This window comes from Salinisphaera japonica YTM-1 (assembly GCF_003788585.1).
GTDB lineage: Bacteria > Pseudomonadota > Gammaproteobacteria > Nevskiales > Salinisphaeraceae > Salinisphaera > Salinisphaera japonica.
Map to the genome: position 1 here is coordinate 146,265 of NZ_AYKG01000001.1, position 17,902 is coordinate 164,166.

The 17,902-nt window shown below is 61.1% G+C and carries 16 protein-coding genes and 2 tRNA genes; 8 read left to right on the plus strand and 10 right to left on the minus strand.

The window, feature by feature from the left end; translation table 11 throughout:
• Window positions 1-3 precede the first annotated feature (3 nt).
• The 7 genes from pheS to uvrB form a co-directional block, all read right to left on the minus strand.
• Window positions 4-1,005 (minus strand): phenylalanine--tRNA ligase subunit alpha, encoded by a 1,002-nt coding sequence (pheS, locus tag SAJA_RS00715; RefSeq protein WP_123656730.1) that lies wholly within the window; start codon window positions 1,003-1,005, stop codon window positions 4-6.
• A 141-nt stretch (window positions 1,006-1,146) separates the two neighbouring features.
• Window positions 1,147-1,503: a 50S ribosomal protein L20 gene (gene rplT, locus SAJA_RS00720; protein WP_123656731.1), complete on the minus strand. Its 357-nt coding sequence runs from the start codon at window positions 1,501-1,503 to the stop codon at window positions 1,147-1,149.
• Between the two features lie 106 nt (window positions 1,504-1,609).
• On the minus strand, window positions 1,610-1,807 hold the full coding sequence (rpmI, locus tag SAJA_RS00725; RefSeq protein WP_123656732.1) for a 50S ribosomal protein L35: 198 nt from the start codon (window positions 1,805-1,807) through the stop codon (window positions 1,610-1,612).
• A 34-nt stretch (window positions 1,808-1,841) separates the two neighbouring features.
• Window positions 1,842-2,399, minus strand: a complete 558-nt coding sequence (gene infC, locus SAJA_RS00730) for a translation initiation factor IF-3 (RefSeq protein WP_123656733.1) — start codon at window positions 2,397-2,399, stop codon at window positions 1,842-1,844.
• An 87-nt stretch (window positions 2,400-2,486) separates the two neighbouring features.
• Complete coding sequence (thrS, locus tag SAJA_RS00735; RefSeq protein WP_123656734.1) at window positions 2,487-4,394, minus strand: threonine--tRNA ligase; 1,908 nt, start codon at window positions 4,392-4,394, stop codon at window positions 2,487-2,489.
• Between the two features lie 343 nt (window positions 4,395-4,737).
• Window positions 4,738-4,814: transfer RNA gene (locus SAJA_RS00740), tRNA-Val, on the minus strand.
• Between the two features lie 63 nt (window positions 4,815-4,877).
• Entirely contained in the window at window positions 4,878-6,896 is a 2,019-nt protein-coding gene (gene uvrB / locus SAJA_RS00745) for an excinuclease ABC subunit UvrB (protein ID WP_123656735.1), read from the minus strand.
• A gap of 194 nt (window positions 6,897-7,090) precedes the next feature.
• Here uvrB and SAJA_RS00750 point away from each other — a divergent pair.
• The 3 genes from SAJA_RS00750 to SAJA_RS15500 all read left to right on the plus strand — a co-directional run bounded on the left by SAJA_RS00750 (window position 7,091) and on the right by SAJA_RS15500 (window position 7,829).
• Window positions 7,091-7,166: transfer RNA gene (locus tag SAJA_RS00750), tRNA-Asn, on the plus strand.
• Window positions 7,167-7,317: 151 nt separating this feature from the next.
• On the plus strand, window positions 7,318-7,617 hold the full coding sequence (locus SAJA_RS00755; RefSeq protein WP_123656736.1) for a type II toxin-antitoxin system HicB family antitoxin: 300 nt from the start codon (window positions 7,318-7,320) through the stop codon (window positions 7,615-7,617).
• The gene (locus SAJA_RS15500; RefSeq protein WP_123656737.1) at window positions 7,617-7,829 is read left to right on the plus strand and encodes a type II toxin-antitoxin system HicA family toxin; all 213 of its coding nucleotides are present in this window, start codon (window positions 7,617-7,619) and stop codon (window positions 7,827-7,829) included. The genes SAJA_RS00755 and SAJA_RS15500 overlap by 1 nt, the downstream gene beginning before the upstream one ends.
• 93 nt (window positions 7,830-7,922) lie before the next feature.
• Here SAJA_RS15500 and SAJA_RS00765 read toward each other — a convergent pair whose 3' ends face one another.
• The 3 genes from SAJA_RS00765 to SAJA_RS00775 are packed head-to-tail and all read right to left on the minus strand — an operon-like array spanning window position 7,923 to window position 11,094.
• Window positions 7,923-8,486 (minus strand): DUF2845 domain-containing protein, encoded by a 564-nt coding sequence (locus SAJA_RS00765; RefSeq protein ID WP_245963197.1) that lies wholly within the window; start codon window positions 8,484-8,486, stop codon window positions 7,923-7,925.
• Window positions 8,487-8,514: 28 nt separating this feature from the next.
• Window positions 8,515-9,273, minus strand: a complete 759-nt coding sequence (locus SAJA_RS00770) for a general secretion pathway protein GspB (RefSeq protein WP_123656739.1) — start codon at window positions 9,271-9,273, stop codon at window positions 8,515-8,517.
• Window positions 9,274-9,276: 3 nt separating this feature from the next.
• On the minus strand, window positions 9,277-11,094 hold the full coding sequence (locus tag SAJA_RS00775) for an ExeA family protein (protein WP_123656740.1): 1,818 nt from the start codon (window positions 11,092-11,094) through the stop codon (window positions 9,277-9,279).
• A gap of 156 nt (window positions 11,095-11,250) precedes the next feature.
• On the opposite strand from SAJA_RS00775, the gene gspC reads away from it, so the two are divergent.
• From gspC to gspG, 5 genes are all read left to right on the plus strand, one after another.
• Complete coding sequence (gene gspC / locus SAJA_RS00780) at window positions 11,251-12,201, plus strand: type II secretion system protein GspC (protein WP_123656741.1); 951 nt, start codon at window positions 11,251-11,253, stop codon at window positions 12,199-12,201.
• A complete protein-coding gene (gene gspD, locus SAJA_RS00785) occupies window positions 12,198-14,453 on the plus strand; it encodes a type II secretion system secretin GspD (protein WP_123656742.1) in 2,256 nt (751 codons plus the stop codon). The genes gspC and gspD overlap by 4 nt, the downstream gene beginning before the upstream one ends.
• Before the next feature lie 19 nt (window positions 14,454-14,472).
• Window positions 14,473-16,044 (plus strand): type II secretion system ATPase GspE, encoded by a 1,572-nt coding sequence (gene gspE / locus SAJA_RS00790; protein ID WP_123656743.1) that lies wholly within the window; start codon window positions 14,473-14,475, stop codon window positions 16,042-16,044.
• Between the two features lie 121 nt (window positions 16,045-16,165).
• Window positions 16,166-17,386, plus strand: a complete 1,221-nt coding sequence (gene gspF, locus SAJA_RS00795) for a type II secretion system inner membrane protein GspF (protein WP_123656744.1) — start codon at window positions 16,166-16,168, stop codon at window positions 17,384-17,386.
• 43 nt (window positions 17,387-17,429) lie between these two features.
• A complete protein-coding gene (gene gspG, locus SAJA_RS00800) occupies window positions 17,430-17,900 on the plus strand; it encodes a type II secretion system major pseudopilin GspG (RefSeq protein WP_221180063.1) in 471 nt (156 codons plus the stop codon).
• The last annotated feature ends 2 nt before the right edge of the window (window positions 17,901-17,902 follow it).

Genomic DNA, 17,902 nt, shown 5'->3' on the forward strand with positions numbered 1-17,902 from the left:
TCCTCAGGCAAACTGCGCAAGCATGCGCAGATCGTTGTTGTAGAACTGGCGCAAGTCGGTCACGCCGTAGCGCAGCATGGCCAGGCGCTCGATACCCATGCCCAGGGCATAGCCGGAATAGCGTTGACTGTCGACGCCGGCGGCTTCCAGCACGTTGGGATGAACCATGCCGCAGCCCATGACCTCCATCCAGCCAGAGCCCGTACCCAGCGATTTGCCGTCGATATCGATCTCGGCCGAGGGCTCGGTGAACGGAAAATAAGACGGCCGGAACCGCAGTTTCAGCTCGGTTTCGAAAAACGCCTCGAGAAAGGCGCGCAGATCAGCCCGCAGCTCGGCGAACGTGACCCGCTCGGCCACGTAGAGCGCTTCAACCTGATGAAACATCGGGCTGTGCGTGCGATCGGAATCACAGCGATACACGCGCCCCGGCGCGATCACGCGGATCGGCGGTTGGCGCGACTCCATCGTACGGATCTGAACCGGCGAGGTATGGGTACGCAGCAACAGGCGCCCGGCGTCGAGATAAAACGTATCCTGCATGGCCCGCGCCGGATGATCCGGCGGCACGTTGAGCGCTTCGAAGTTGTGGTAGTCGTCCTCGATCTCGGGGCCGGTGACGACCTCGAAGCCACGGGCGGCGAACAGGGCCTCGATCCGGCGGCGTGTCCGCGTGATCGGATGGATGGCCCCCGGCGTTTCGCCGCGACCGGGCAAGGTGACGTCCACGGTCTCCTCGGCAATCCGGGCGTCGAAGGCCGCCTGCTCGAGTGCCACGCGGCGCGTCTCAACGGCCTGGGCGATCTCCTGCTTGATGCGGTTGATCGCCCCGCCGGCCGCCTTGCGCTGATCGGCCGGCAACTCGCCCAGGCTTTTCAGCCGGCTCGTGATCTCCCCTTTCTTGCCGAGCAGACCAACACGCTGTTCATCCAGCGCTCGCAGATCCTGCGCGGCCGTAATGTCGGCCAGCGCTCTATCCCGAAGCGATTCAAGATCCGTGCTCATGCCATCTCTTCCTGCCGGTTCGTGGGCACACGATACCGATATACAAAAAAAGGGAAAGGCGACTGCCTTTCCCTTCATCTCTGCTATTCAACTAACGTTAGGGGATCGAACCGGCACAGCGCTCGGCCCACCCCATATCCGCTAGCTAAGAGCCGCCTTGGCCTGGGCAACGATGCTGGCGAAGGCTGCCTTGTCGCGTACCGCCAGATCGGCAAGGATCTTGCGGTCCAGCTCGATGCCGGACTTTTTCAGCCCGTTCATCATGGCGCTGTAGGACATGCCCTGCGCCTTGGCGCCCGCGCTGATACGCGTGATCCACAGCGAACGGAACTCGCGCTTGCGGTTACGACGGTCGCGATAGGCGTACTGGCCGGCCTTGAATACCGCCTGGTTAGCGACGCGGAAGGTACGGCTGCGTGCGCCGTAATAGCCTTTCGCTTTCTTGAGAATCTTCTTGTGACGGGCCTTGGCCGTCACGCCACGACTGACTCGTGCCATGTCTGTTCACCCTGTTTGCTTTGTTTGTATGACACGCCGTATCGGCGTGTTTAAGGGGCCGCTGGAACGCCAGGTTGCGCACCCGCAGGCCTGTCTTCGCGCCGTACTACTTGTACGGAATCAACCGATCCATGGCCGGCTGATCCGCCTTGTCCACGATCGCGCTGGTGGCCAGACGGTTCTTACGATCCGGCGCTTTCTTGGTCAGGATATGGTTCTTGAACGCGCGGGCACGCTTGAGCTTGCCGCTCCCCGTGCGTTTCAGGCGCTTGGCGGCGCCGCGGTTGGTCTTGATCTTCGGCATAACGTTCTCGACTTGGTTGACCGCTTACGTGTCGCTACTTCTTGCTGTGCTTCGACACGCCCTTCACTGGCGACATCACCATGGTCATCAGACGACCCTGCATTTCCGGGCGCTGTTCGACCTGTGCCCACTCCTCGAGGTCCGTCTGCACGTATTCCATGAGCTCCATGCCGAGCTCCTGGTGTGCCATTTCACGGCCTCGAAAGCGCAAGGTGATCTTGATCTTGTCGCCTTCTTCCAGAAATTCCTTCAGCTTGCGCAGCTTGATGTTGTAGTCGCCTTTATCCGTGCCGGGGCGGAACTTCACCTCTTTGAGCTGCGTCTGCTTTTGTTTCGATTTGCCGGCCTGCTGGGTCTTCTTCTTTTCGAAGACATGCTTGCCATAATCCATGATCCGAGTAACGGGCGGATTGGCGTTTGGCGAGACCTCGACCAGATCCAAGCCGTATTCGGCCGCTTTGGCCAGTGCGTCGTTGATCGGCATGATGCCGACCTGCTCACCTTCGGGATCGATGACTCGGACTTCCCGGGCCGTGATCGCTTCGTTTCGGCGATCCTTTTGTGCAGCGATTTCGGTATCCTCCTTGCTCAACCGGCGTGCTGACGGGCATAACTTGCGCAAGCCGCCAGCGAAGCGCGCGATTATATATCAAGCGCACGCCTCATACCACCAACCGCATCAATTTCGGCTGGCGACCCGGCTTTTGGCCTGCTCGATGAAATCATCCATTGCCAGGCTGCCCAGATCCTCGCCTTCGCGGGTTCGAACAGCCACGGCACCGGCCTCCATTTCTCGATCGCCGACGACCAGTAGATAAGGCACGCGCAACATTGTGTGCTCTCTAATCTTGTAGCCGATCTTTTCGTTTCTCAAGTCCGTATCCACGCGCAGGCCGGCATCGCGCAGACGTGCGACGACATCGTGCGCGTAATCGGCCTGGGCGTCGGTGATATTGAGCACCACGGCCTGTTGCGGCGCCAGCCACAGCGGCATGGACCCGGCGTAATGCTCGATCAGGATACCGATGAACCGTTCAAGCGAGCCCAGGATGGCCCGGTGCAGCATGACCGGCACCTGGCGGTCACCGTTTTCGTCAATGTATGTGGCTTCCAGGCGCTCTGGCATCGAAAAATCGAGCTGGATCGTGCCCAGCTGCCAGACACGGTTCAGACAATCGCGCAGCGAGAACTCGATCTTCGGCCCGTAGAACGCGCCTTCGCCGGGCTGCAGATCGAAATCCAGGTTTTTGTCTTCCAGACATTTCTGGAGCGCGGCTTCTGATTTGTCCCAGATCTCGTCCGAGCCGACCCGTTGCTCGGGCCGGGTCGAGAGTTTGATCAGAACGTCGGTAAAACCGAAATCGGCGTACACCGCATACAGCAGATCGGTGAACTTCGAGACCTCTTCGCCGATCTGGGCCTCGGTGCAGAAGATATGCGCATCATCCTGCGTGAAACCACGCACGCGCATCAGGCCATGCAAGGTACCCGAGGCCTCGTTGCGATGACAGGAGCCGAACTCGGCCAGGCGCAGCGGCAAATCGCGATAGCTCTTCAGGCCGCGATTATAGATCTGGACATGGGCCGGGCAGTTCATGGGCTTGACCGCGAACTGACGATCTTCCGAGCCGGTGAGGAACATATCGTCGGAGAACTTGGCCGCGTGGCCGGATTTCTCCCAGAGCGATAGATCGATCAGCGACGGCGTGTGGACTTCCTTGTAGCCCTCACGATCCAGGCGGGCCCGAATATAGTCGGTGATCTGCAAATAGATCTGCCAGCCACGGTCGTGCCAGAAAATCATGCCTGGCGATTCTTCCTGAATATGGAAGAGATCCTGCTTACGGGCGATCAGGCGATGATCGCGTTTCTTGGCCTCTTCCAGAAATGCCAGATGGGCCTTGAGTTGCTTGTCATTGGCCCAGGCCGTGCCGTAGATGCGGGTGAGCATCTCGTTATCGGAATCCCCGCGCCAGTAAGCGCCGGCCAGGCTCATCAGTTTGAAGGCACGCAGATGCCGCGAGCTTGGCACGTGCGGGCCGACACACATATCCGTGTAATCTTCGTGATGATAGAGCGCAATGGTCTCGCCCTCGGCAATGCCGCGCACGATCTCGGCCTTGTAGGGCTCGTCGCGGGCCTCGAAGGTCGCAAGCGCCTTCTCGCGGGACACCACTTCACGGATAACGTCGTGATCGCGCTTGGCCAGCTCCAGCATCCGTTTCTCGATCGTCTCGAGATCCTCCGGCGTAAGCTGGCGGCCGAGGTTCACGTCGTAATAGAAGCCGTCTTCAATGACCGGGCCGATCGCCATCTGAACATCGGGATACAGCGTCTTGAGCGCCTGACCGAGCAGATGCGCACAGGAATGGCGGATGATATCCAGCCCGGCATCATCCTTGGCCGTGATCAGGGCAACCTCGGCATCGTGCTCGATCGGCACACAGGCATCGGCCAGGCGGCCATCGATACGAGCGGCCAGCGTGGCCTTGGCCAACCCTGCGCCGATCGATTCGGCGACCTGCATGCCGGTCACCGGGTTATCGAAAGATTTGACGGTACCGTCGGGGAGCGTAATCGCGGGCATCGTGCAATCCTTTTTCAGTGGCGGCCGATACGAAGAGCCGCGTGTGTCGTCGCCCGCCGATGAAACCACAGGGCAGACGCCAGATAAAAGAAAAGCCGCTCGGTAGAACCGCAGCGGCTTTCGCAGTGCGTGCCGCACTTTGGGGCGACACACAATGTCTAGCAGACTTTGGTAGGCGCGAGTGGATTCGACCGCTCTGCAAAGCAGAGCGACGCGACCGTTAGGGAGTCCGAAGGATCAGCTTCGCCAGAAGCCGACAACCCCGACCCAGCGGGTCGGTGGTGAGAATCCCGAACGTGTCGCAAAACACGAACCACGGCACCTGCCGCAAATCTCGAAAAGGTGGTAGGCGCGAGTGGATTCGAACCACCGACCTCTACCATGTCAAGGTAGCGCTCTAACCAACTGAGCTACGCGCCTTCCGAGGTGCGAAACAATACCCGCGGGCCGCCGCCAACGCAAGCCTCGGCGGCGATTTTTTTGCTACCCGGCCTTGGCCGGCAGCTCCAGGGCGTGCTCGCGGATCTTGTTGATCTGGTCGCGCACCTTGCCGGCTTCCTCGAACTCGAGATTCTCGGCGTGCTTGAACATCTGCTTCTCGAGCTTCTCGATTTCCTTGGCGAGCTGGGTGGCCGACATCTTGGCGTAGTCGGCCCCGACCTCGGCGACCTTTTTCTTCTCCTTGACCGAGCTGTAGTCCTCATAGCCGTGGCGCATGACATCAGCCACGGCTTTCTGGATCGTCTTCGGCGTGATGCCGTGCTCTTCGTTATGGGCGATCTGCTTGGCGCGACGCCGCTCGGTTTCGTCGATGGCCTTGCGCATCGAGCCGGTAATCGAGTTGGCGTAGAGAATCGCCCGACCCTCGACGTTACGTGCGGCACGCCCGATGGTCTGGATGAGCGAGCGCTCGCCGCGCAAAAAGCCTTCCTTGTCGGCGTCCAGAATGCCCACAAGCGCCACCTCGGGAATATCCAAGCCCTCGCGCAACAGGTTGATACCAACCAGCACGTCGAACTCGCCGAGTCGCAGATCACGGATGATCTCGCTGCGCTCGACCGTGTCGATATCCGAGTGCAGATAACGCACCGCCACCCCGCCCTCGTGCAGGTATTCGGTCAGATCCTCGGCCATGCGCTTGGTCAACGTCGTGACCAGCACGCGTTGCTCTTTGGCAATCACGCCCTGGATTTCGGACAACAGATCATCGACCTGGGTATCCGCAGACCGCACCTCGATCTCAGGATCAACCAGACCCGTCGGGCGTACGACCTGCTCGACCACGTTGTCGGAATGTTCGTTCTCGTAGTTACCCGGCGTAGCGGATACATAGATCCGCTGCGGCGCAATGTTCTCGAACTCCTCGAACTTCAGCGGGCGGTTATCCAGTGCCGACGGCAGCCGGAAGCCGTACTCCACCAGCGTTTCCTTACGCGCCCGGTCGCCCTTGTACATGCCGCCAATCTGCGGAACCGTGACGTGCGACTCGTCCAGCACCATCACGGCATCGTCGGGCAGATAATCCAGCAGACACGGCGGCGGCGCGCCGGGCTCGCGACCCGACAGATAGCGTGAATAGTTCTCGATACCCGAGCAGAAACCGATTTCGTTGATCATCTCCAGATCGAACAGCGTGCGCTGCTCGATGCGCTGGGCCTCGATCAGCTTGTTCTGAGACTCGAAATACTTGACCCGCTCACGCATCTCTTCCTTGATATGGTCCATCGCGTCGACGATGCGGTTACGCGGCGTCACATAGTGTGTCTTGGGATAGATCGTCAGACGCGGCACCTTCTGGCTGAATGTGCCGGTCAACGGATCGAAGTACGACAGCTTCTCGACCTCGTCGTCGAACAACTCGATGCGTACGGCCTCTTCATCGGATTCGGCCGGGAATACATCGATCACCTCACCGCGCACACGATAGGTGCCACGCTCCAGCGTCATATCGTTGCGGGTGTATTGCAGCTCGGTGAGCCGTTTGACGATATCCCGCTGGCCAATCTGCTCGCCCTGATCCAGATGCAGCATCATCGCGAAATACGCGCTCGGGTCACCCAGGCCATAGATCGCCGATACCGAGGCGACCACGATCGTGTCACGTCGCTCGATCAGCGCCTTGGTCGCCGACAGGCGCATCTGCTCGATATGCTCGTTCATCGACGAATCCTTCTCGATGAAGGTGTCCGACGACGGCACATAAGCCTCGGGCTGATAATAATCGTAGTAAGAGACGAAATATTCCACCGCGTTGTCGGGGAAGAACTCTTTCATCTCGCCGTAAAGCTGGGCGGCCAGCGTCTTGTTCGGCGCCATGATGAGCATGGGACGCCCGGCCTTCATCGCCACGTTGGCCATCGTGAACGTCTTGCCCGAGCCGGTCACACCCAGCAGCGTCTGATGTGCCAGACCATCATCCAGCCCCTCGACCAAGCCCGCGATCGCGGTCGGTTGATCGCCGGCAGGCGCCCAGTCAGCCTTGAGTTGTAATCCTTTCGTCATGCCTTATAACCTTGGCGCGCTGATGCGAAAAACAAGCCGTTCACGAGCACACCAGCGTACGCGGAACACCTGTCGCCTGGTTGCGCAAGCCAGCGCCTTTAGTTGGTTTGTCCTGAAAAATCAAGGGTTGCGCTCATCCGGAAGCTGGCCTAACATGCGCAGCCTTCGTTGAGTGATCAACGAAATCAAGCAATTCCCCGGTAGCTCAGTTGGTAGAGCGGGTGACTGTTAATCACTAGGTCGGCGGTTCGAGCCCGTCCCGGGGAGCCAGATAGATCAAAGGGCTGCGAGCTTTGCTTGCAGCCCTTTTTAGTGCCTTGCCGCTTTATAACAACCTTGCAATTGCGGCTTCGGCGCAACTTGCGTAAGTTCGAACTGTCTTATTGAAGCAAGGTACTTTACGTAGATAAATGGGGGTTGTATGCAGCTTCGATGCTACGCGGAAGGCCAATCCGGCGATTGGCAAGCCATCTGTCTTGACCTGGATATCGCCGTTCAAGGCGAAACCTTCGATCAAGTTAATAGCGAACTACGAGAAGCCATCACGCTGTTTCTTGAAGAGGTTAAGGAATGCTCCCAGGCTGACCAAAAGCGGTTGCTGAGGCGACGAGCACCGTTGCGAATGCGACTGAAATACGCGTGGCTTCTGCTTAAAAACAATAGTGACGACAATGACAAATCAGAGCGTCATGAGTTTTCATATCCTGCCGCACTGGCTTAATGCAGTTCCGAGAAGTTTTTGAAATTCTTAATGAAAATGGTTTCGAGCAAACTCGCCAAAAAGGAAGTCACTGTCAGTTTGCCGGGATGATAGGCGGCAGGAAGCGCCTCGTGACGGTTGCTTGCCACAAGCTTAGCGATGATGTGAAAAAAGGAACGCTGGCGTCTATACGACGGCAATCGGGCCTTCCGAAGAAGGCTTTTAGAAAGTAGCGACGCAGCAAGTCGACGGCTCGATCCGCCCGCGCAAGTCAGACAAAAAGCCGCGAGTTAGCTCGCGGCTTTTTTTGTCTTGGCGACGGTGGTTCAGCTGCCGCGATTACCGAGCATCACGTCAACGACGCGTGCATTGTCGAGCTCGATCAGACGGCGCAGCCGGTTGCCCCCGAAATCATACGTCCAGCGCTCGCGATACACGAAGCGGCCGCCATTGCGCGTCAGCGGATAGCTGAAACCGGGCTCATACACGCGTTTGGCGGTAATGAAATAGCCGACCTGTGTCAGCGGTGGCCCGCAGGCCTGTAGCAGTTGATATTTGGACAGTCCCGGTGTGATCAATCCCGGATCACAGTCGCCGCTAGCGGGCAAAGCGTTTTCTCTAAACCCATACCCGGCGGTATCCACTTGTATGACACGATCGCCGCGAAACACCACGGTCTGTATCAGTCGCCGAGGGCCGGGGTTGTAGGTCCATTCGCTCATCGGCAAGCCGAAGCCCAGGCCCGAGTTGGCGATCCAACGGTCTCTGAAGTTCGGCTCTCCACAGGCCGCGATCACGTCGGCCATGGTGTCGTCGTCACGAACAAGCTGGCCGTTGCAGCGCAGCGATTGAGCCTCGGCCGCGGCACTGCAGCTCAGCGCCAAAACCACAGTCAAGCAATATATCGACGAGCGCATATCAACCCGGACCTGCCACGCGATAACGCTGGCCTTGATAGCGCAGGACGGCGCCACTGGGTTCAATCTGCTCTACCGCCGGCCCGGCGGCAAGTCGCTCGCCTTCGTGATAGCGCCGTCCGTCGACCAGAATGAAACTGCGCCCGGGCACCGTGCTGTAAAGCTGGCCGTTGATCGTAATCGCGGGCGCGCTCGTTTCGTTTTGTGACATCAAGGCCGACTCGTCGGCCTGTGAGGTCGGCCCGTTGATCGCCGCGGGCTGTGTTTCACCCCGGGCATCTCTGGCCCGCGTCGTGGTCTCAGGGGCCGGTGTACTCGACGCCTCCGTCAGCGGCACATCTGAGTAGCTCACCTGCCCACCGGCATCGGGCGCAGCACTCGCCGCCGGCCGGGCTACGGTCTGGCGCGTGATCGTTGGCGGGCTGCCGGTGCCCGGCGTGTCGGGTTTCTGTTCTTGTTTGGCCGGGCCAGGCTCAGCGCCCGTCTCGTTACCCGTGTTGCTCGTGACCTGTGGTGCTGGCGTTGTCGCTTTGACTGACGGCGCAGCGGGTTCGGGGGCTGTCGGCGCGATCGCCTGCGGCCGCCAGATATAAACCACAAGTGCGACGTTGATAGCGATAAGCCCGGCGAGCAGCCACCGACCGTAGCCAGCACCGCGTCGCCGAGCGGGATCCATGGCCGCGGCGTGATGCAGGCTGCTGGCATCCCCGGCGCGACGTTCGCGCTCTGCTTTTTTTAGTGCATCAACCAGATACGACATAGATCAGCCGTTCTTGACCGTGCCCAGCGACGGCGTGCCCGGCGAGGCCACCGCGCCGTTGAGCATCATCTGGGTTCGCGGGCCGGCGAGGCCATCGTCTTCAAGGCCTTGTCGGGCCTGAAAGGCGCGTAATCGCTGGCCAAGCGCCGCGTCGTAAACCGGTGAGGCTTTGCCGGCCCGAGACTCCGGATTCTTGCCGTCGATACGATCCAGGCGATCCCGTAACCAGACAACAGCGCTGCCGACCGAGCCGGGCCGAATCAAGCGCACGCCGGCATCGGCGCGCCAGACGATACGCACGCGGCCGCCCCAGTGCTGTTCCAGCGCCTGGCGCGTGATGTCCCGAGTGCCATCGCTGCCGACGATCGTTGCCTTTTCGTCACTTAGAGCCGTCAACAACACTGTCTGGCGTTCGCCATCGATGTCCAGGGCGATCAATGCCGGGCGGTTGTAGCGGGCGACGATCGCCAGGCTCGGATCATCATCCAGGCATCGCAGATCACCGATCCGTAGTTTTTCACACTGGCTCTGTACATCGGCGCCGAACACGCCCCACAGCCTAAGCAGCTGGCTCATCTTGGCGTTGCCTTCAGGCAGTGTTTCCTTGTCGCCCTGCTCGTCCGCGCCGGGCGCGCCGATCTTGCTGTCCTTGTCCGGCTGTGATGCAGCACTCGTGTTTTTTTCGGGTCGGCTGTCATCCGCGTTCTCATCGTCGCTGGAGGCGGCTTGCGACGTCGTCTTGCCAGACGCTGGCTCACTAGCGTCTTGTGCGTCCGTGATTTTTTCTGGCGTGTCATCTCCCGATGTATCTGGCGCGTTTTTATCCGACGGGGTACCCGTGGCGGCTTTCTCGTTGCCCTGGGTCACTGGCGGTGCATCGACTGTTTTTTCGGCCGCGTTGGTCAAGGGAATATCCGGCAGCCACGCCAGCAGAACGACCGCGATACCGGCCGCCAGCAGGCCGGTAGGCAGCGCCAGACGCCAGCCGCCACGAAACAGCCGCAGGTAGCGTGGTGGCAGGCATTCATAGGCCGCGCGCAACACGGTGGCAGCGCCGATCTGTGATTGGCTGTGGGCATAAGCGCCCATGAGCGCACGTTCGCAGACCATGTTGATCAGGCGCGGCACGCCACCGGTTACTGTGCGCAGTGCAATAGTCGCCGTGCTCGTGAACAGATGCTGTGGCCCGTTCGCGCAAGCCAGCCGGTGCTGGACATAGGAGCGGGTTTCGGCCGTATTCAGCGGCTTGAGAACAAAACGCGCGGTGATGCGCTGGGATAGTTGGCGCAGATCGTGGCGGGCCAGCAAATCGCCCAGCTCGGGCTGGCCGACGAGAATGATGCGCAACAGCTTATGACGGTGTGTTTCCAGATTCGTCAGCAGCCGCAGCTGCTCGAGCACGTCGCGCGAGAGATTCTGTGCCTCATCCACGATGAGCACCGTGCGCCGGTTGGCGGCATGTGCCTTGAGCAGGTGAGCGTTGAGACGATCAGTCAACGATTTGAGGCTGGCCATCGGGTCACGGCCGTTGATTACGCCGAGCTCATCGCAGATGCTGGCCACGAACTCACGCACTTCGAGTTGTGGATTCCAGCAGAGTGCGATATCCAGATCCGCCAGTTCGCTATCAACCACGGCCCGGATGAGGGTGGTCTTGCCGGTACCGACCTCGCCGATAAGCGAGACGAAACCGCCGTGCTCGCCCGCGCCATACAGCAGATGCGCCAACGCTTCGCGATGGCTTTCACTGAGATACAGAAACGCCGGGTCAGGCGTCACTGCAAACGGGTAGTCTTCGAATCCGAAATAACGCAGATACATCGGTTTAGGTGGCGCCGATATTCAGCGCTAGTCTACGCGCCCCGGCTCAGGCGGCAAACACGACTATCGCCCAAGAGTAAAAGCCTCGGTCGCACGGGCACGTCTGGGACTTTTGGATACATCGCATTGCCTTATTAGAACTGTAGACTCGGGAGTATGGCCTTGGAACTTTCATCGGACGCGCAGCGTTGGCTGTCGCGGCTACCCGAATTCGTCAATATCGTGCTGGTCGCCGCGCTGGGGCTGGCGCTGGCTCAGCTGTTCTGGCTGGTCTGGCCCGAGCCCGCACCCGAGGTGATCGCGCCTTCGCAGGCGGGCGGCGCGGCCGGGGCCAAGCCGGCCGAACGGATCGATGTCTCGGCGATCGCTGGCGCGCATCTGTTCGGAGAGCAGACCGTGGCAAGCGCCGAGCTCGAGCGGCAGAAAGAGCTCAACGCCCCAGAAACCCAGCTCAATCTGGAGCTGACCGGCATCATCGCCGATCGTGATGGCAGTCGCTCGCGTGCGCTGATCAAGGATCAGAAAGGCAAGCAGGACGGCTATCGCGTCGACGAGCAGATCGTTTCCGGCGTGAAACTCCGGGCGATCTATGCGGATCGCGTCATACTCGATCGCAGCGGGCGTCTGGAAACGTTAACTCTGGAAAGTGTAAAAAAGGCACAATCGATGACCGGGCTCACACGGCGCCCGGCCGAGCGCGCCGGCACACAGACTGCGGCCGCCGCGACATCCAGCCGCGGCGCTGCCACGGCCGATGCCGAGCCAGCCGAGGCCCAGGGTGTGTCATCAGAGCTTGAGGCCAAGCTGTCCGATGTTCGCCGCGAGATCATGGCCAACCCGGCCAACGCACAGCGTTACATCCGGTTGCGGCCGGCTCGCCAAGACGGCAGTCTCGTCGGCTATCGTATTTTTCCGGGTCAAGACAACACACTGTTCAAACAGGCAGGGCTACAAAGTGGGGAACTTGTGACTGCGATCAACGGGCAACCGCTCAATAATCCGGCGGCATCGTTGAAGATGCTCGGCAATCTTGCCAAGGCCGGCAGCGCCACAATCACCGTCGAAAACGACGGTGCCTCTCGTACGGTCGAAGTGAACTTCCAATGAGCGCACGCACCGTATCCCGTTATGTAACCGCGCCCTTGCGCCCTGCTGCGATCGGCCTGTCGCTCACGCTGGCGGCTTCGTTCGTCGCTCCCCCGATCGTGCTTGCCCAGGGCACCACGCCGGCCGGTGTCGAAGCCGTCGACAACGACACGTTCACCCTGAATCTCAAAGAAGCAGACATCACCACGCTGATCGCGACCGTGAGTGAGGTGACCGGGCGTAACTTCGTGGTTGACCCGCGCGTCAAGGGCGATGTGACGGTGCTGTCGAACCAGTCGATGACGCCGACCGAGCTGTATCAGACGTTTCTTTCGGTACTCGACGTACACGGTTTCTCGGCGATCCCCTCGGGCGAGGTGACCAAGATCATCCCGCAGATCAACGCCAAGCAGGACGGCGGCTTCGGCGGCTCCGGCGTTGTCACCAACGAAAACGTGGTGACCAAGGTTCTGCACGTCGACAACGTCCCGGCCGATCAACTGGTGCCGATTCTGCGCCCGCTGGTGCCGCAATACGGCCATCTGGCGGCCTATTCAGCTTCGAACTCGCTCGTGATCTCCGACCGGGAGGCCAACGTCGAGCGCCTGACACAGATCGTGCGTCGAATCGATTCCAACGGCGTGTCCAGCGTCGATCAAGTGCAGTTGACTAACGCCAACGCCAGTGATGTCGCCGAGGCGATCGGCAAATTACGGGGCGGTGACAAAAACGCCGCGACCAACGTGGTCGCCCTGGATCGAACCAACAGCCTCTTGATCAGCGGCAGCTCGCGTGAGCGGTCCAAGCTGCGCGATGTGATCCAGCGCATGGACACCAAATCACAGGATGCCGGCGATACCGCCGTGATCTATCTCAACTATGCCGATGCAGAAACGCTGGCGCCGGTGCTTCAGGCTTATGCCACCGGCCAGAGCTACTCCTCGGGCAACTCGCGCAATCGCGGCTTGAGCAACACCGGCAGCAGCTTTGGTGGCAACAACGGCGGCGGCGGTTTCGGCGGCGGCGGACGTAACAGCAGCGGCTTTGGCAACAGCGGCGGCGGCATCAATCGAGGCTCAGGCAACAGCGGCGGCAATATTCAGGGCATCTCAGGGGGCGAGGATAGCGATGTCGCCGTCATCGCCGAATCGGGGGCCAACGCGCTGATCATTCATGCCCCCGCCGACAAGATGGGCAAGATCAAGCACATCATCGAAAAGCTTGATATCCGCCGCGGCCAGGTACTGGTCGAAGGCATCATTGCCGAGATCGGTATCCAGCAGACCAAGAACCTGGGCATCAATATCGCGGCGCTGAAGAACAGCGGTCCGGCCGCGGCCAGCATTCTCAACGCCGACACCTTGACCGCGGTGGGCCAGGCTGCGGCCAGCGGCACGCCGCTGAACCTGATCCAGCAGGGTCTGAACGTGGCACTCGGCAGCACCGACGGCGCAGTCAACTTCGCGCTGTTGGTCAACGCCCTGTCCAACACGGTCGATACGAACGTGCTCTCCACGCCGTCGCTGATCACCCGCGACAACGAAGAGGCCCAGATCCGTGTCGGCCAGCGCGTGCCCTTTGTTACCGGTAGTTTCACCACCGGCGTGAGCGGTGGCGGTGGCAACAGCGTCAACCCGTTCCAGACGGTTGATCGTGAAGATGTCGGCCTGCAGCTGGCCTTCATCCCGCAGATCAGCGCGGGCGACACGATCCAGCTGACCATCGACGAAGAGATATCGAGCATCGCGCCCAGCGCCCAGCAATCCAACCAGGATGCCGGCCTGATCACGAACAGCCGTACACTGCAGACCGCGGTTGAGGTGAAGAACGGCCAGATCCTGGTGCTTGGCGGCCTGATCGACAACAATCTGAACGTCACGCGGAACAAGGTGCCGGTGCTGGGCGATATCCCGCTGCTGGGCGCGTTGTTCCGTTACAACGCGGTCAATCGCAACAAGCGCAACCTGCTGAATTTCATCCGTCCGACCATTCTGCGCGGCGACGGCGAATCGAAGGCCTACAGCGCCGAGAAATATCGCTATCTGCGCTCGTTGCAGCTCGACCAGACCCAGAAGCGCCTGCCGCTCATGGGCAACGAGGAACGACGCCCGCAGCTTCCTCAGATGGAAGACTTCAAGGGCGGCACCAACGCCTCGGCCCGGTTCAACAACGCGGGTGACAACGATCTGGGCCGCCCGCAATCCCGGCTGCCTGATGACCGAGCGCGTGAGAACACCCCGGCCACCGACAAACGCCGAGGGGATTCGTTCTGATGACCAGGAGCGATCAGCCATGAGTGACAACGCCGAAGAGCTGACCCTGACGCCGCTGGCCGCCGAGCACGGCGCCATCGACAACGATGCGGCCATCGGCGAGCCGGCTGAGGCGCCGGCCCGCCTGGAACGGCTGTCGTTCGCGTTCGCGCGCCGCCACGGCGTCATGCTCGGCGACTGGGACGAGGCCAGCGTCAACGTCATTGCCCGTGATCCGGTCAACGCCACGGCCCTGCTCGAGGTGCGTCGGCACACCAAGCGTCGCCTGAAAGTTGAGCGCGTATCCGCGGCGGCGTTCGAAGCGATGCTCCAGAACGATTATGAAAACCGCGACAACGAATCCAGCCAGATCGTCGAGGGCATGGACGACGACATGGATCTCTCGGATGCCGCGCGGGCGCTGTCCGAGCCGGCCGATCTGCTGGAATCCTCGGACGATGCGCCGATCATCCGACTGATCAACGCCCTGCTGACCGAGGCGATCAAGGAAAACACCTCGGATATCCATATCGAGCCGTTCGAGTCACGCCTGACAGTGCGGTTTCGTGTCGACGGCGTGCTGCGCGAAGTGTTGAACCCGCCGCGCCAGCTGGCCCCACGGCTGATCTCGCGCGTCAAGGTCATGGCCAAGCTGGATATCGCCGAAAAACGCATTCCCCAGGACGGGCGTATTTCGGTACGTATCGCCGGGCGGCCGGTCGATGTGCGTGTATCCACGATTCCGTCCGGCACCGGTGAGCGCGTGGTCATGCGGCTGCTCGACAAACAGGCCGGCCGGCTGGATCTGCCGCATCTGGGCATGCCGCGTGAAACGCTCGATGCCATGGACGAGCTGGTCCACAAGCCCCACGGCATCATTCTGGTCACCGGGCCGACCGGCTCGGGCAAGACCACCACGCTCTATGCCGGCATCACGCGGATCAACGACCGGACCCGTAACATCATGACGGTCGAGGACCCCATCGAGTATTACCTCGACGGCATCGGTCAGACCCAGGTCAACACCAAGGTCGACATGAGCTTTGCCCGTGGTCTGCGCGCGATCCTGCGCCAGGACCCGGACGTGGTGATGATCGGTGAGATTCGTGACCTGGAGACCGCTGAAATCGCGGTGCAGGCCTCGCTGACCGGTCATCTGGTGCTCTCGACGCTGCATACCAACACCGCGGTGGGCGCGATCGCCCGGCTACGCGACATGGGCGTGGAGCCGTTTCTGTTGTCATCCTCGATCATCGGCATCATGGCGCAGCGGCTCGTGCGCACGCTCTGCCACGAGTGCAAGACGCCCTACACCGCGGATCGGCGCGAATGCGAGTTGCTCAAGGCCGATCCGGAAACCCCGCCCACCCTGCACCGCCCCGGCGGCTGCGAGGCCTGTGGCCACAGCGGTTTCAAAGGCCGGACCGGTATCTATGAGCTGGTCGTGATCGATGACGAACTGCGCAACATGATCCACGAACAGGCCGCCGAGCATGCCCTCGAAGCTCAGGCACGTAAATCCACGCCGAGTATTCGTGCTGACGGGCGCGCCAACGTGCTGGCGGGCAACACCACGCTGGAAGAAGTCCTGCGGGTCACGCGTGAAGGTTGAGGCCGATCACCTGACCGACCAGCCGTGCATCGGCCATGTTCGCCGCGCTGGCGGCCGGCTGTGCTACGCGTATGGCGTGAGCCGTGCATCGCGCGCGGCCCGACACGGGCACTAGACTCTTATGGCGGCATTCGAATACACGGCCCTGGATACCCGGGGGCGCCAGAAGAAAGGCGTGCTCGAAGGCGATGCGGCGCGAGCGATCCGCGCCCAGCTGCGCGACAAGGGCCTGACGCCGATTGAGGTCAAGGAAGTCTCGGATCGGCGCACACCCGGCGCAGCCAAGCCGCTGTTCTCGTTCCAGCGCGGAATGAAGGTCGTGGAGCTGGCCTTGTTTACACGCCAACTGGCCACGCTGGCGCATGCCGGCATGCCGATGGAGGAATCGCTCAAGGCGGTTGCCGAGCAGACCGAAAACGATCGCGTGCGTCGTATCATCGTGGGGGTGCGCTCGGAGGTGGTCGAGGGCAATACGTTCGCTGATGCACTGGCGGGCTTTCCCAACTCGTTTGATCAGCTGTACCGGGCCACGGCGGCCGCCGGCGAGCAGACCGGGCATCTGGATGAAGTGCTCAACGGCCTGGCCGACTATGTCGAGGAACAACAGGCCATGCGCCAGAAGATACTGGCGGCGTTGATCTACCCGGCGTTTCTGATCGTGGTCTCGATCGGCATCGTGATCGCCCTGTTGTCGACCGTGGTGCCCAAGCTGGTTCATGTGTTCAACAGCGTGCATGCCGATCTACCCACGCTGACCGTGGTGCTCATCTCGATGAGCGATTTTCTGCGTGATTGGGGGCTGTTACTGGCGATTCTGATCGGCGGGGCCGTCACCGGCTTTATCTACGGGCTACGACAGCCGGCCTTCAAGCGCCGGTTCCATAGCTTTGTCTTGAAAGTGCCCCTGATCGGGCGTTTCGTGCGCGGCGTCAATACCGCGCGTTTTACCCGAACACTGGCTATTCTGACCAAAAGCGGCGTACCTGCCCTGGATGCCATGGGCATCGGCGCCGAAGTGGTTACGAACGTGCCCATGCGTGAGGCAATTTCTCGAGCGGCCACGCGCGTGCGTGAAGGCGATGCCATTCACCGGGCGCTGGGCCAGGAAAGCCTGTTTCCGGCCATCACGTTGCACATGATCGCCAACGGTGAAATGTCCGGTGAGCTGGATATGATGCTGGGACGCGCGGCGGACCATCAGGATCGCGAGGTCGAAACGCTGCGCGAAGGCGTCATGGGCGTGCTCGGCCCGGCGGTGATTCTGGGCATGGGCGGCGTGGTGCTGTTGATCGTGCTCGCGATCCTGTTGCCGGTGTTCAATCTCAACCAGCTGGTCCAGTGATCGGATCGGTCGTGGTTCCCTTCTTCATTCAGGAGTGATCGTCATGAAACACACCCATCTTGGCCGGGCCCGGTCGGCAGCCGGCATGCGCGAACAGGGCTTCACCCTGATCGAAATCATGGTCGTCGTCGTGATTCTCGGCATCCTGGCTGCGATCGTGGTGCCCAATATCATCGACCGACCGGACGCTGCCCGCGAGGCCAAGGCGCGCCAGGACATCAAGGCCGTGGATTCGGCCCTGAAGCTCTATCGCCTGGATAACTATCGCTACCCCAGCACCGAGCAGGGCCTGGCCGCTCTGGTAGAAAAACCCAACAGCCAGCCCGAGCCACGCAACTGGAAATCCGGGGGCTATCTGGATCGGGTGCCGACCGATCCGTGGGGCAATGTGTATCACTATCGCAACCCCGGCCAGCATGGCCCGATCGATATCTATACGCTGGGCCGTGATAACCAGGAAGGTGGCGAAGGCGCCGATGCCGATATCGGCAACTGGAAACTGGATAACGCCTGATC